Below are 14,399 nucleotides of genomic sequence, written 5' to 3' on the forward strand. Positions count from 1 at the left end.
ATAGTCATCATGATCCGCCGTTTAGCTCTCTTCTTCGTCGCCCTGCTCGCGCTGCTGCCGGTTCCGGCAGCTGCCGAGCGCGTGCGCGATCTCGGCCAGTTCCAGTCGGTCCGTTCGAACCAGCTGACCGGCTATGGCATCGTCGTCGGGCTCGACGGGTCGGGCGATGACAATTTCGCCTATGCGACCCAGGCCATGCGCGGCGTGTCGGGCCGTCTCGGCCTGCAGCTTCCGCCAGGGGTCAATCCGGCGCTCAAGAATGCGGCGGCGGTGATCATCACTGCCGAATTGCCTGCCTTTGCCAAGCCCGGCCAGCGGATCGATGTGACCGTTTCGACCATGGGCAAGGCCAAGTCGCTGCGCGGCGGCGCGCTGGTGATGACCCCGCTCTATGGGGCCGACGGACAGATCTACGCGATGGCGCAGGGCAACCTCGCGGTCGGCGGTCTGGGTGTATCGGGGCAGGACGGATCGAAGCTGACGGTCAATGTCCCGACCGTGGGCCGCATTGCCGACGGCGCCAGCGTCGAACAGGCGGTGGCGAGCAATTTCGATTTCACCGAAGTGCTGCGCTGGAACCTCTACCAAGCCGATTTCCTCACCATCTCGCGCGTGCGCGATGCGATCAACGCCGTCTATCCGGGCATGGCGCTGGTCGAGGACGGCGTCACGCTGGCACTGATGCTGCCGCCGGGCGCCAACACGCGCGCGCAAATCATGGCCGATATCGAAATGCTCGACATCAACCCGGCCGAACGCGCGGCCAAGGTGGTGATCAACAGCCGGACCGGCACCATCGTCATCTCCAGCGCGGTACGGCTGGCGCCGGCGGCGATCAGCCATGGCAGCCTGGTGGTGCGGATCGACGAGAACCCGCTCGTGGTCCAGCCCGAACCCTTCACCCGCGGCCAGACCGCGCTCGAACCCGACAGCACGATCACCGCGCGCCAGGAGGGCAGCGTCGTGTCGCGCGTCGGCCCCGGTGCCTCGCTCGCCGAAGTGGTCGATGCGCTCAACGCGCTGGGGGCAAGCCCGGCCGATCTGGTCGCCATTCTCGAAGGCCTCAAACAGGCCGGGTCGCTGACCGCGGAGCTCGTGATCATATGACGACTTACCCCATCAATCTGGCCGGTGCGACACCGCTGCCCGAGCGTGAAGCCTCGCCGATCCGCGAGGAATTGCGGCAGGCCGCGCAGCAGTTCGAAGCGATCCTGCTGCGGCAGATGCTGTCGAGCGCGCGCAGCACCGATTTCGGCGGCAACGATCTGTTCGGCGGCGAAGGCGAGGAAACCTTCCGCGAGATGCGCGATGCGCGCTTCGCGGAAGTCACGGCCGAATCCGGCCAGCTTGGCTTCGCCCATGCGATCGAACAGCAATTGGCGCACTTCTTGCCGCAGGGTGACCGCTGATGGCCTCCGATCTCCTCTCTATCGCTGCCAGCGGCGCGCGCGCGGCGCGCGGGGCGCTCGACGTTACCGCGCAGAACATCGCCAATGCCTCGAGCGACGGCTATGTCCGGCGCAGCCTGCGGATCGAGGAAGTCTCCGCCTCGGGCGGGGCGGGGCGGATCGGCGATATCTCGCTATCGGGTGCGCGTGTCGCGGAAATCCGCCGCAATGCCGATGCCTTCCTCCAGGGCGAAGTGCGCCGCACCTCGGGCGATCTCGCGCGCGCCAATGTCGAACTGACGGGCCTGAGCAATATGGAAAGCGCGCTCGAACAATCGGGCGTGTTCACCTCGATCGTCGAATTCGAAGCCGCGCTCCAGCAGCTTGCCGGCGACCCGGTCGATCCCTCGCGGCGTGCCGCAGTGGTCGCCGAAGCCTCGACGCTGGCGAACAAGTTCAACATCACCGCCTCGGGCTTCGATGCAGTGGGCGATGGCCTGCGCTTCGATGCCGAAGCGCAGATATCCGATGCCAACATCATTGGCGGCGAACTGGCGCGGGTGAACCTGCGGCTGACGCGCGCGGGCAGCGGCAGCAGCGACCGCGCGGCACTGCTCGACCAACGCGACCAGTTGCTCGAACGCCTGTCGGGCTTCACCGCGCTCACGACGAGCTTCGCTGCAGACGGAACCGTCGCGGTTTCGCTGGGCACCAATCCCCCGCGCAGTTTCGTGCAGGGCGGTAATGCGGGGACCTTGTCTTCGGCCACGGCTGCCGACGGAACGCTCAGCTTCGCAGTCGACGGCCAGGCGGTGAGCCCGGGTTCGGGCAGCCTCGCGGGCGCATCGCTCGCGCTGACCGAACTGGCGGCGGTCCGCACCCGTCTCGATACCGTCGCGGCGACGATCGCCGATGCAGTGAACAATGCGCAGGCCGCGGGCGTCGCGCTCGACGGCACGCAGGGGCAACCGATCTTCTCCGGCAGTACCGCCGGAACGCTGCGCGTCGTCATGAGCGAGGGCCGCGGTCTGGCGACGGCGCCCGCAGGGGCGGGGGTCTCCAGCCGCGACGATGCCAATCTCAACGCGCTGCGCCAGTCGCTGGCCGCGCTCGATCCGGCGCAGGAGCTCAGCGGGATCCTGTTCGACGTGTCGAGCAAGGTCGCGGGGCGCAATGTCACGCAGAGCGCGCTCGAAACGATCGCGTCCTCCGCGCGCATCTCGCTCGAACAGCAATCGGGCGTCGATCTCGACTCCGAAGCCGCCAATCTGATCCGCTTCCAGCAGGCCTTCCAGGCCTCGGGGCGCGCGATGCAGGCGGCCAGCGATATCTTCGACACTCTCCTGGGGATCGGGCGATGATCAATCTCAGCACCGGAGCGTTCTACGAACGCAGCACCCGCCAGATCGGCAGCCTGCGCGCGCAGGCCGAAACGCTGCAGCAGCAGATCGGGACGGGCGAACGGCTCGAACGCTCGTCGGACGATCCGGTCGCCGCAGCGCGGTTGCGGATGCTCGCACGCACCGAACGCATTACCAGCGTCGACACGCGCAATTCGGAGCTCGCCGAAGCCGATCTCGCGCTTACCGACCAGACGCTCAGCTCGATTGCCGATATCGTCATGCGGGTGCGCGAACTGGCCGTGCAGGCGACAGTGAGCACGCTCAACGATGACCAGCGCGCCGCCATCGGCGTGGAAGTGGCCAGCCTGCGCGAAAACCTCGTGCTGCTCGGCAATAGTCGCAACATCACGGGGCATGCGCTCTTCGGGGGGCAGGCCGCGGGCCAGGCCTATGTCGACAATGGCAGCGGCAACGGGGTGCAGTTTGTCGGCACCGCCGCCGTCACGCCGCTCGAAATCGGCGAAGGGCAATCGGTGGTCCCCGGATTGACCGGGCCGGAAATCTTCCAGTTCGACGCCGCCTCCGGGCCGACCGATCTGTTCGCAGTGCTCGATGGCCTCGCGATTGCGCTGGCAGGCGGCGGCCAGGCGGCAGCCGATGCCAGTTCGGCGGCGCTCGCCGATCTCGACCGGGGGCTTGAAAAGGTGACCACGGCGCAAACCGTCGTCGGCTCGCGGCTCAACTGGATCGATCTCATGACCGAGCGCCGCGAAATCAACACCGAACGCATTGCCGACGAACGCACGAGCGTCGGCGGCGCGGATATCGCGGTCACGATGAGCCGGCTTCAGGAAACGTTGACGGTTCTCGAGGCCACCCAGGCCAGCTTCGTGCGCCTCGCCAATCTCTCGCTGTTCTCAATGCTGCGCTGATCGCGCCTTCGGAAGGAATTTTTCAAATGTACGCGATTATCGGCATCGTTGTTCTGCTCGTCATGGTGTTTGGCGGCTTCATGCTCAGCGGCGGCGCGCTCGGCCCGGTGATGGCCGCCATGCCCTATGAAATGCTGATCATCGGCGGCGCCGCGATCGGCGCGATGGTCGCGGGTAATTCGCTCGACGGGCTCAAGGCGATCGGCCGTGCATTCGGGAAGATCTTCAAGGGGCCTCAGCACGACAAGCAGGACCATATCGATGCGATCGCCCTGACCACGCAGCTGATGCGCATGCTCAAGAACGATGGGCCCGTGGCGCTCGAAAGCCATCTCGAAGAACCGGAAAATTCCACCGTGTTCAGCGCCTATCCCAACCTGCTCAAGAATACCGCGCTCATCGCGCTGATCTGCGACACGCTGACGCTGCTGGTGGTATCCTCCGGCACGCTGGAAACTCATGCGGTCGAAGAGGTGATGGACAATGCGATGAAGACGCATTTCCACGAATTGCGCGAACCGCAGCACAATCTCGAAACGCTGTCGGATGCGCTCCCCGCGCTGGGCATCGTCGCCGCGGTGCTGGGCGTGGTGAAAACCATGGGCTCGATCGACAAGCCGCCTGAAATCCTCGGCAAGATGATCGGCGCGGCGCTGGTCGGGACGTTCCTCGGCGTGCTGCTCGCCTACGGCATCGTCGGCCCGCTCGCCGGCCGGCTCAAGCAGGTGCTCGAGCAGGACGAACAGATCTTCCACGCGGTCAAGCAGGTGATCATCGCCTCGCTCTACGGCCATCCGCAGCCGCTGGTGGTGGAAAGCGCGCGGTCGGGTCTGGGCCATACGGTGCGGCCGGGCCTGAACGAACTCCTCGACGCGCTGCGGGGTAGGTAGGATGGCCAGCTCCGCCGCGGGTCGCAACGATCCGGCTCCGATCATCGTCAAGAAGGTGACCGTCGTCGAGGCGGGACACCATGGCGGCGCATGGAAGGTCGCCTATGCCGATTTCGTCACCGCGATGATGGCGTTCTTCCTGCTGCTCTGGCTGCTCGGTGCAACCACCGAGGACCAGCGCAAGGGGCTGGCGGACTATTTCACTCCGACGCTGGTGAAGACCAAGGAACAAAGCGCGGGCGCCGACGGCGTCTTGGGCGGTTCGTCGCTGGTCGACGTCGATAACTACCCGCATGCAGCGGGGCAGACGGGGACGCAGACCCTGACCGTTCCGCGCGACGCGACGGGCGGGCCCAAGGAAGGCGCGGCGAGCATCAAGCGTATCCAGCAGCGCGTGACCGAAGCGGTCGCCGACCGTGAACGGCTCAAGCGGTTGATGCGCCAGGTGCGGATGATCAACACCACCACCGGCATCCGGATCGACCTGGTCGATGATGCCGATTTCTCGATGTTCTCGCTCGGCACGACGGTCCTCACCACCGATGCGCGCGACCTGCTCGATCTCGTCGCCGAAGCGATCGCGCCCGAAGGCGGCAAGATCACCGTGCGCGGCCATACCGATGCGCTCAAATATCGCGATCCGACGCGGGTCAACAATTGGTCGCTGTCGGCCGGGCGCGCGGAAACGACGCGGCAGGATCTCATCCGTCACGGGATTGCGCGCGAGCGCTTCCGGCGGATCGAAGGCGTTGCGGATACCGAACCGCTGATCGCGGGCGATCCCACCGATCCGCGCAACCGCCGGATCTCGATCTCGCTGGAGAACTAGCTGCCCGCTTCGGTCTCGCAGGACGGGTCGCGGGCATAGGCGCGGCAGAATACCTCGACTGCGCCGGCGATCCGCTCGCGATTGCGCTGCGGGTCGGCGGGCGCGCCGAAGCGGCGTTCGAGATCGCCCATTCCCTTGCACATGCCGGCGAACTGTTCGGCGGCGAGCGCGGGATCGGCGACATCGACTTCCCCCGCTTCATGCATCGCGGCGATCAGCGCCGCGAAAGACTCCTTCATGCGATGCGGGCCGGCCTCGAGGAAGGCTGCGCCAACCGCCGGGTCATGCTCGGTCTCAGCCGCGATGCGCCGTTCGAACTGGACCATCTTGGGCCGCGACGTGAACGCGACCATGGCCTCGCCCACCGCGGTCAGCCGATCGCGCAGACTGCCCGAGGCGACCTCGGGGACTTGCAGGCTGCCCCGGATCTGTTCGCATTCGACCTCGACTGCCGCCGCAAACAGCGCGCGCTTGTCGCCGAACCGGTTGTAGATCGTGACTTTCGAAACGCCCGCATCAGCCGCGATCTGCTCGATCGAACTGGCGGCAAACCCGTGCTCGAAGAAGCTGGCGGCCGCGGCGGCCAGGATCGCCTCGCGCTTGGCCTCGTCGGCCGGACGCCCGGTGCGTTTCGGTTCGTTACTTGACAATCTGAACGCCTCCGTTCAATTGAACGTCCTCGTTCAATAATGGACGAATGGTCAGGCGAAGGCAAGCGAACGTGCTCTGGATCGCGATCAGGATGCTCACCGGAGATGCCCAGAAGTTCTATGGGCTGGTCTTCGGAATCGCTTTTTCGACGCTGCTGATCACCCAGCAGCTGACCATTTTCGTCAATCTGATCGAGCGCGGCGCCAGCGGCGTCTACAATGTCTCCAGTGCCGATATCTGGGTGATGGACCCGGTCAGCCGGACGACCGACGTCGCCTATGCCATGCCCGCCACCGCGCTCGACAAGGTGCGCAGCGTGCCCGGGGTGGGCTGGGCAGTGCCGCATATCCGCGCGCAGGCCAGCGTACGCACCAAGGATGGCGATCTCGAGGGGGTCGCGGTGATCGGGGTCGACGATGCTACGCTGATCGGCCTGCCCAAGCGCATGATCGAAGGCTCGCCCGATGTCCTGTCGCAGCCCGACAGTGTCATCATCGACGATGTCGGCACGACCCGCATGTTCCCCGGCCAGTCGCCGATCGGCGAACGGCTCGAACTCAACGACCAGCGCGCGGTGATCCGCGGGATCGCCGATGCCACGCCCAGCTTCACCAGCACGGTGGTGCTTTATACCAAATACAGCCAGGCGCTGAATTACGTCCCCGGAACGCGCAATCGCCTGTCCTTCGTGCTGGTGGGCGCCGAAGATCCGCTGCAGGCCAAAGCGCTGTCCGAACGGATCGAACGCGAAACCGGGCTGAAAGCGCAGACGCGCGACGAATTCGCACAGGACGGGATCGACTTCATTATCGAGAATACGGGCATCCCGCTCAATTTCGGCATCACCGTCCTGCTTGGCTTCATCGTCGGCGTGGCCATTGTCGGGCTGACCTTCAGCCTGTTCATCCGCGACAATATCAAGCAGTTCGGCGCGCTCAAGGCGATCGGCGTGACCAACCGCAAGATCCGCCGGATGGTGGCGGTACAGGCGGGGCTGGTCGGGCTGATCGGCTATGGGCTGGGCGTGCTCGGTACGGTGTTCTTCATCTGGGGCTTTTCGGCCAATCCGACCTTCAAGGGATTCTATATTCCCTGGCAGATCCCGCTGATCAGTATGGTCGCGGTGTTCCTGATCCTTGCGCTGACCGGCTGGCTGGCGCTGCGCAATGTGCTGCGCACCGAACCCGCTTCGGTGTTCCGCTGATGGGTACGATCCTGGACACCAGCGCCATCGGCGGCTGCAAGCCCGACGCGGCAATCTGCACGCGCGGCGTCACGCGCGATTTCCAGGCGGGGCAGCAGACGATTACCGTGCTGCACGGCATCGACCTCGATATCCGCGCGGGCGAGCTGACTTTCCTGGTGGGGGAGAGCGGGTCGGGCAAGACGACGCTGATCTCGATCATGTGCGGCATTCTATGGCCGACGCTGGGCGAAGTGAAGGTCTTCGGCACCGACATTTACGAACTCGACGACACCGCGCTCGTCGAATTTCGCCTGCAAAACATCGGCTTCATCTTCCAGCAGTACAATCTCATCCCCTCGATCGATGCCGCCAGCAACGCGGCCGTCCCGCTGATCGCGCAGGGAATGGACCGGCTGGAGGCGCGGGCACGGGCGGTCGCCATGCTCGAGAAGCTCAACATCGGCGATCAGGCGGACAAGCTGCCGCGCCAGCTTTCGGGCGGCCAGCAGCAGCGCGTCGCGATCGCCCGCGCGCTGGTGCACGAACCGCGGCTGGTGGTGTGCGACGAACCCACCGCCGCACTCGATGCTTCTTCAGGGCGGCGGGTGATGGACCTGCTGCGCGAAGTCGCGGTTGCGCCCGATCGCGCCTGCATCATCGTCACCCACGACAACCGCATTTTCGACCTCGCCGACCGCATCCTCGTGCTCGAAGACGGGCGGATCACCCACGACGGCAGCGATATGCCCGAAGGACACTGACATGGCTCTCGACTGGAACAACCTCAGCTTCTCGCGCCAAACATTGCCGGTGATCGCCTTGGTCGGTCTGGTTGCCGCGGTGATCTTCATCCTGGTCGGTCTGCCCGACCGCGAGCTGTCCGAACCCGGCCGCGAACCGCCGCATGCACCGGCAAACCTCGCCGCCGAGGCCCGTGTCGCAGGCGCCGGGGTGGTCGAGCCGTCGAGCGAAACCATCCAGATCGGCTCGGCGCTGTCGGGACTGATCACCGGGCTGCTGGTCGAGCCGGGTGACCGCGTCGAAGAAGGCGACGTGCTGTTCACGGTCGACGACCGGGCAGTCCGCGGGCAATTGCGCGAAGCCAATGCCGCGATTGCCGAAGCCCGCGCGGCGATTTCCGAAGCGCAAAGCGCACGCGCAACCGCCGCGCGCCAGCTTGCGCTGTATCGCAATGTCGAGGATCCCGCCGCGGTCAGCCGCGCCGAAGTGATCCGCGCAGAGGGCGAGGCGGCGTCGGCCAATGAACGCGCCCGGCTGGCGCAGGCACGCTTGCAGGCCGCGCAGGCGCGGGCGGGCTCGGCGCAGACCGAAATCGCGCGGCTGACGGTCCGGGCACCGATCGCGGGCGAAATCCTCGCGGTGAATATCCGCAAGGGCGAATATGTCAGCACGATGGGCGGGGGCGGCTCGCAGCCCTTTATCGAGATGGGCCAGACCCAGCCGCTGCATGTGCGCATCGACATCGATGAGGAACAGGCCCCGCGGCTCCAGCTTGGCGCCCCTGCCACGGTCAGCCCGCGCGGCGCTGCGGACCGGCAGGTCGAGGCCAGCTTCGTCCGCGCCGAACCGCGGGTGGTGCCCAAGCGCTCGCTCACCAACAGCGCGGCCGAACGCGTCGATGTTCGCGTGTTGCAAGTGATCTACGAACTGCCGGAGGCGGACGGCCTGTTCCGCGTCGGCCAGCAGGTCGATGCCTATATCGCCGCGCGGGGAGCCGAAGAATGAAACCCCGCGCGCTCCTGATGGTCGCGAGTGCGCTGTCGCTGGCCGCCTGCGTCGGCGGGCCGCCGCCCGAAGTCGCGACTCCCGTTCCGGTCCTGCCCGACAGCTTCCTGTTCGCCCCCGAGGCGCCTGTCGGCACAGCGCTGGCCCAGCTTTTGCCCGTCGGCGATCCGGCGTTCGATACGCTGGCGGCGCAGGCGCTCGCGTCGTCTCCCACGCTCGCCGAAGCCGCGGCCCGCGTCGAGCAGGCCCGCGCCGGGGCGGACCGCGCGGGGGCCGAGCGCCTGCCCGCCGTGGGCGTAGAAGCTTCGGTCACCGGTACGCGGACCAATCCCAATTCCTTCGGCGGAAGCCTGCCGACCGGGGTGAGTTTGGACACCGAACGCGTGTCCTATGCAGCCAATCTGACCACGCGCTGGGATCTCGACCTGTTCGGACGCCTACGCGCGCAGGAGCGCGCGGCACTGGCACGGATCGATGCCGCCGATGCCAGCGCACGCGCGGTGCGCAGCGCGCTGCTGGCGGAAATTGCCGCCACGGTGATCGACTGGCGCACGCTGCAGGCGCGCGAGGCGGAAGTGCGCAACGATCTGGGCTCGGCAGAGGAACTGGCGCGGCTCGCCGGTGTGCGCGAGCGCGCGGGCATTGCGCCCGGTTTCGACCGCGTGCGTGCCGAAAGCTCCTCCGCCGGTTCGCGGAGCCGCCTCGCCGCGCTGGAAAGCGAACGCGCGCGGCTGCTGGGCCGGCTGGTGACGCTGACCGCGCAGGGCGGGGCGCAGGTCCGCAGTGCGCTGGCGCTGGGTGAGCCTGTCAGCGAACTGCCCGCACCGCCCGCCACCCTGCCTTCCGCCTTGCTCGCCAATCGGCCCGACGTGCTTGCCGCCGCAGCCACGCTGGTGGCCGAGGATGCCGAACTGGCCGCCACCGCGCGCCGCCGCTTTCCGGTGTTCGACCTCTCGGGCGCGATCGGCCTGCTCGCCTTCGGAATCGGCGATGTTTTCGACAGCGAATCGGTCGTCGGCTCGCTGGCCGCGGCGATCGCCGGACCCTTGCTCGACTTCGGGCGGGTGCAGGCCGAGATCGACGGCGCTGCAGCGGAAAAGCGCTTGGCTTTCGAGAGCTATCGCGGTGCCGTCTTCATGGCATTGGGCGATGCCGAGGCGGGTTATGGACTGGTCGCGGCAGCCGATGGCGAAGCCGCAGCGGTGGCGCAGGAGGCCGCCAATCTGCAGCGCGCCGCGCGTCTCGCCAATACCCGCTATGAAGCCGGGCTTGCCGATTTCCTGACAGTGCTCGAGGCGCGCCGTGCCGCCGATGCCAGCGGCGAGCGCGCCGCGGCGGCGCGGGGCCGGGCCCAGCGGGCGCGGGTGGTGCTGTGGCAGGCGCTCGGCGGCAGCGAACTATCCTGATGCCACCGCGCTAGATCGTCGCCCCGCCATCGACAATGATGGTTTGCCCGGTGGTCCACCGTGCGGCGGGCGAGGACAGGTAGACCGCGGCGCCGGCAATATCGCCCGGCTCCCCAATCCGGCGCATCGGCAATGCCTTTTCGGTCGCGGCCAATGCCTGAGGATTTTCCCATAGCGCCTTGGCGAAATCGGTTTTGACCAGCCCCGGCGCGATGCCGTTGACGCGGATGCCGTGCTTGCCATTCTCCGCGGCGTAATTGCGCACCAGCTGGAAGTCGGCCGCCTTGGAGATGCAATAGGCGCCGATCTCGGTCGAGGCGCGCAAGCCGCCGATCGAACTGATGATCACGATCGCCCCGTCGCCCTTTTCGCGCATATGGGGCAGCGCCAGCTGGATCAGCCAGTGGTTCGACAGGACATTGTTGTCGAGGATCTTGCGGAACTGCTCGTCGGCAATCCCGTCCATCGAGCCGTAATAGGGATTGCTCGCGGCATTGCAGACGAGGATATCGACCGGGCCGAGCTGGGTGGCGGCCTGCACGAACAGATCCTCGAGCTGTGCCTTTTCCGAAATGCTGGCTGCGATCGCGACGGCGCGGCCATCGCCATGCGCGGCGTTGATTTCGGCGGCGACCGCCTCGCAGGCATCCTGCTTGCGGCTCGAGATCACCACGCGCGCGCCCTGCGCCGCGAGGCCCTCGGCAATGGCGCGGCCGATCCCGCGGCTCGATCCGGTGACGATGGCGACTTTCCCGGTCAGGTCGAATGGCGACATGGCGATTTCCTTTGTGAGCAATGGGAAGGGCCCGAAGCTTGCGCCCCGGGCCCTTCGTGACTGGTGGTGCCGGAGCCGTCTAGAATCGGGTCCGGATACCAAGACGATAGTTGCGGCCGATGGCATTGCCGATGAACGGGTTGTAGCCCAGCGGCAGCTGCGCCTCGGCCGGCTCGGCATCGGTGAAGTTGTCGACCGACGCCTGCATCTGCACATCCGCACCTGCAAGCTGGAGGTCGTAGGTGACCGAGAAATCGTGCTGCGTGTACGAGCCGCTCTCGACACCGAAGTTGGTCCCCACACCGCCAGCCGTGCTGAAGCAGGGATCGCGGGTGAGACAGCGATCGTCGGTCACGCCGTCGATATGCTGGACCGAATATCGCGCATTGAAATCGCCGAAACCAAGCCGGACGAAGGCATTCGCACGCCATTCCGGCACCGTGTTCGGATCGCGGAAGTAATTGCCGAAACCGACCGCATCATAGGCCGGCTGGACGTTGACATCCTGCACGATGAAATCGTCGAAGCTGTAATCGAGATTCCACACCGCATTGGCGCCGAAGCCCAGCTCGGCATTGTCGCCCAGCGGGAATTCGGCGTCGAAGGCGAAATCGAGACCGGCGATCTTGACGTCCGGACCATTGACGAAATCGGTCCGCACGCGGCTGATGTCGATCCCCAGCGTGGTGCCCTGGATACACTGATTGTTAGAGAAGGTAACCAGATTGACCAGCGGGCTCGAACAGTCGACCTCTTCCTGACCAGTGGTCTGGAAATTGCCGACGTAGCTCGCGATCGCATTGCCCGGCGTGATCGTGATGCGGTCTTTTAGATCGATCGACCAGTAGTCGACCGAGAGGGTCAGATCGCCGCCGCCGACCGGCGCCGAGAAGATTGCGCCGATGTTGTAGGTGAAGGCGGTTTCGGGATCGAGATCGGTCGGATTGCCGTAGATGTCCTTCGACTTGTAATTGCCGCCTGCCGCCGTGAAACCTTCGAGCGCGGTGACGAAGTTGGGCGACACGTTCGATGCCAGCGGGCCGCGGAAGGTGGTGCCTACCGAACCGCGCAGGGTCAGCCAGTCGGTCACTTCGAAGCGCGCCGAACCCTTCGGATTGATCGTCGATCCGATCGGGCTGCCGTAATCCTCGAAACGGATTGCCGCCGACAGCTCGAGCCGGTCGGTAATCGGTGCGTTCACTTCGGCGAAGAACGCATAGACGTCCTGCTTGAGCTTCACCGGGCGCGAACCGCCGAGGAAGATGAACGGACCCACCCCTTCGGTGGTGGTGCCGACACAGCTCTGATCGCCCTCGACGAAGCACGGATTGATGTCGAGATTCGATTCCGGGATGATCGGATCGCTGGAATAGCGCGTATCGCGGAACTGGGTGCCGACGGCGAACGCCAGCGGACCGCCGCCCAGCTGGATTCCGGTTTCGCCCGCGAGGACCATGTCGAACACGAATTGCGATTCCTGTTCGCGGGTGCCGTTGGGTACCTGCAGCCAGCCGACCAGCTCCTGGCTGTTCTCGTTACCCGGGACGTAGAACGGATTGTCGATGTTGAACGTCCCGTTGCCGGGGCCGGCATTGGCAAAGGGATTGAACCACAGGCAGCCATTCTCGCCCGCTGTGGTCCCGGTACAATCGGGGCCGCCGAAGCCGTTCAGCGCGGCCTGCAGGCGTGAGCCGATGATGCCGGGCGCATAGGCTTCACGATCCGATTCCCAGAACGTGCCATCCACGTTCAAGGTGAGCGTATCGCTGAGCGCGAATTCGAAGCCGCCGCTGAAGCGGAAGGCATCGTTGACCGCACCGCCGGTGCCGGCACCGCGATCCGGGTCGAGCGGATTGCCGAGAAAGCCGAACGGGCGATAGAGCACGTTGGTGACGGCGACGATCGGGGCCGTAGGCGAGCTCTGCGGCAGGCCGACCTGATCGAGGAAGGCCGCCACGCCCGGGTTCGCGGGCGAGGTCGTGAACGCGCTGACGAAGCCCGACCCGCGCGGCCCCTGCGTCGGCGGGAATGCCGGCGAATAGTTGAGCGAGGTAAGCTCGCTGCGTGAATAAAGCGCGTCGGCCTGGAAACGGATCGTATCGCTGAGGTCGATCGTGAGTTCGCCGAAGACCTGATAGCGGTCCTCGTCCTCGGTAATATTGTCGAACGGGACATAGGTGAAATAGCAGCGACCGATGTCGACCGTCCCGCCGAGGTCTTCACACCCGACGTCGGGCCGGACCTGCGTGTTCACCGCGCCGGTGCCGGTATCGAAATAGCTGACCGCGAACAGCCCTGGTGTAGCCAGCGCCGAGTAGGCCGAGGGATTGGTCTCGTACCCGACATTGGCGAAGTCGCGCTCGATCGAGCCCAATTCGCTGCGGTGCTGCCAGCCTGCGCCAATCACGAAATTCGCGGAATCGGCGAACTCGAAGCCGGCCAGCGCGCTGAGGCTGTAATTGTTGTCCGAACCGTCGATGAAATTGTAATCGCCCTGCAGTTCGAAGCCGGTGAAGGTCGAGCGGGTGATGAAGTTCGCCACGCCGGCGATCGCATCCGAACCATAGGTCGACCCGGCACCGTCCTTGAGCAGTTCGATCCGTTCGAGCGCGAACAACGGCATCAGCTGCGTATCGACGAACCCGGCGCCCGGCGTCAGGATCGTCCGCTTGCCATTGAGCAGCACCAGCGTGCGCTGCGGGCCGAGGCCGCGCAAATTGAGCGAACCGACGCCCTGGAAGCCCTGCGCGTCGGTGGAGAACTGGTTGGTGTCGCCCAGCGAGGCGCCGACCGAGGGTAGTTCCTTGATGAATTCGAGCGGGCTGTCGACGCCCTGCTCTGCCAGATCGTCGGCGGTAAAGACATCCACGGGCAGCGCCGCATCCTCGGGCGTGCCGCGGATATAGGAGCCGGTAACGATGATGCGGTTGTCGTTCTGGTTCGCCGCTCCGGCGGTTTCGACCTCCGCCTGGGCGAGGGCAGGGCCCGCCGACAGAGCCGAAATCGCAAGTGCGCCGAGCGCGCAACTGTGGCGTAAAGTGAATCTGGTCATTGGTCTCTCCCTCGGGGGTACGTCTTTTGTCCGCGTACCTTCCAATCGAAATTCAATGCCCTCTTTGCCTTTATGTCAAGGGATAGGGGTAAATATTAGGAAATCTGTCGCGCGCGCTCGTACCGCTTTTTCGAAATTGCTCAATGATATCGGTGCCGTAGCGGAAACCGGAAAATCCATTGTTTTCCAGCCTCGTCAGAC

General features: G+C 65.8%; 13 protein-coding genes. 10 read left to right on the top strand and 3 right to left on the bottom strand.

From position 1 onward, the window contains the following. Positions 1–9 precede the first annotated feature (9 nt). From V6B15_RS02405 to V6B15_RS02430, 6 genes are read left to right on the top strand one after another with little or no spacing between them, the layout of a single operon-like run. The gene (locus V6B15_RS02405; protein ID WP_334199885.1) at positions 10–1,107 is read left to right on the top strand and encodes a flagellar basal body P-ring protein FlgI; all 1,098 of its coding nucleotides are present in this window, start codon (positions 10–12) and stop codon (positions 1,105–1,107) included. Then, positions 1,104–1,409, top strand: a complete 306-nt coding sequence (locus V6B15_RS02410; RefSeq protein WP_320181855.1) for a rod-binding protein — start codon at positions 1,104–1,106, stop codon at positions 1,407–1,409. The genes V6B15_RS02405 and V6B15_RS02410 overlap by 4 nt, the downstream gene beginning before the upstream one ends. After that, complete coding sequence (gene flgK / locus V6B15_RS02415; protein ID WP_334199886.1) at positions 1,409–2,749, top strand: flagellar hook-associated protein FlgK; 1,341 nt, start codon at positions 1,409–1,411, stop codon at positions 2,747–2,749. The genes V6B15_RS02410 and flgK overlap by 1 nt, the downstream gene beginning before the upstream one ends. Next, positions 2,746–3,663 (top strand): flagellar hook-associated protein FlgL, encoded by a 918-nt coding sequence (flgL, locus tag V6B15_RS02420; protein ID WP_253522591.1) that lies wholly within the window; start codon positions 2,746–2,748, stop codon positions 3,661–3,663. Before flgK ends, flgL begins: the two co-directional genes overlap by 4 nt. 26 nt (positions 3,664–3,689) lie before the next feature. After that, positions 3,690–4,553, top strand: a complete 864-nt coding sequence (gene motA / locus V6B15_RS02425) for a flagellar motor stator protein MotA (RefSeq protein ID WP_320181858.1) — start codon at positions 3,690–3,692, stop codon at positions 4,551–4,553. Between the two features lies 1 nt (position 4,554). Continuing rightward, positions 4,555–5,382, top strand: coding sequence for a flagellar motor protein MotB (locus tag V6B15_RS02430; RefSeq protein WP_320181859.1), 828 nt, complete (start codon positions 4,555–4,557; stop codon positions 5,380–5,382). Here V6B15_RS02430 and V6B15_RS02435 read toward each other — a convergent pair. Continuing rightward, on the bottom strand, positions 5,379–6,032 hold the full coding sequence (locus V6B15_RS02435; protein WP_334199887.1) for a TetR/AcrR family transcriptional regulator: 654 nt from the start codon (positions 6,030–6,032) through the stop codon (positions 5,379–5,381). The genes V6B15_RS02430 and V6B15_RS02435 overlap by 4 nt on opposite strands. 92 nt (positions 6,033–6,124) lie before the next feature. On the opposite strand from V6B15_RS02435, the gene V6B15_RS02440 reads away from it, so the two are divergent. From V6B15_RS02440 to V6B15_RS02455, 4 genes are read left to right on the top strand one after another with little or no spacing between them, the layout of a single operon-like run. Continuing rightward, on the top strand, positions 6,125–7,237 hold the full coding sequence (locus tag V6B15_RS02440; RefSeq protein WP_334199888.1) for an ABC transporter permease: 1,113 nt from the start codon (positions 6,125–6,127) through the stop codon (positions 7,235–7,237). Continuing rightward, a complete protein-coding gene (locus V6B15_RS02445; RefSeq protein ID WP_263605083.1) occupies positions 7,237–7,980 on the top strand; it encodes an ABC transporter ATP-binding protein in 744 nt (247 codons plus the stop codon). Before V6B15_RS02440 ends, V6B15_RS02445 begins: the two co-directional genes overlap by 1 nt. A 1-nt stretch (position 7,981) precedes the next feature. After that, positions 7,982–8,965, top strand: coding sequence for an efflux RND transporter periplasmic adaptor subunit (locus tag V6B15_RS02450; protein ID WP_334199889.1), 984 nt, complete (start codon positions 7,982–7,984; stop codon positions 8,963–8,965). Beyond that, a complete protein-coding gene (locus V6B15_RS02455; RefSeq protein ID WP_334199890.1) occupies positions 8,962–10,371 on the top strand; it encodes an efflux transporter outer membrane subunit in 1,410 nt (469 codons plus the stop codon). The genes V6B15_RS02450 and V6B15_RS02455 overlap by 4 nt, the downstream gene beginning before the upstream one ends. A gap of 10 nt (positions 10,372–10,381) precedes the next feature. Here V6B15_RS02455 and V6B15_RS02460 read toward each other — a convergent pair whose 3' ends face one another. Together V6B15_RS02460 and V6B15_RS02465 are read right to left on the bottom strand one after the other, a co-directional pair. Further along, entirely contained in the window at positions 10,382–11,146 is a 765-nt protein-coding gene (locus V6B15_RS02460) for an SDR family NAD(P)-dependent oxidoreductase (protein WP_334199891.1), read from the bottom strand. 79 nt (positions 11,147–11,225) lie between these two features. Then, positions 11,226–14,198, bottom strand: coding sequence for a TonB-dependent receptor domain-containing protein (locus V6B15_RS02465; protein ID WP_334199892.1), 2,973 nt, complete (start codon positions 14,196–14,198; stop codon positions 11,226–11,228). Positions 14,199–14,399 lie beyond the last annotated feature (201 nt).

This window comes from Qipengyuania sp. Mu-71, assembly GCF_036867055.1.
GTDB lineage: Bacteria > Pseudomonadota > Alphaproteobacteria > Sphingomonadales > Sphingomonadaceae > Qipengyuania > Qipengyuania profunda.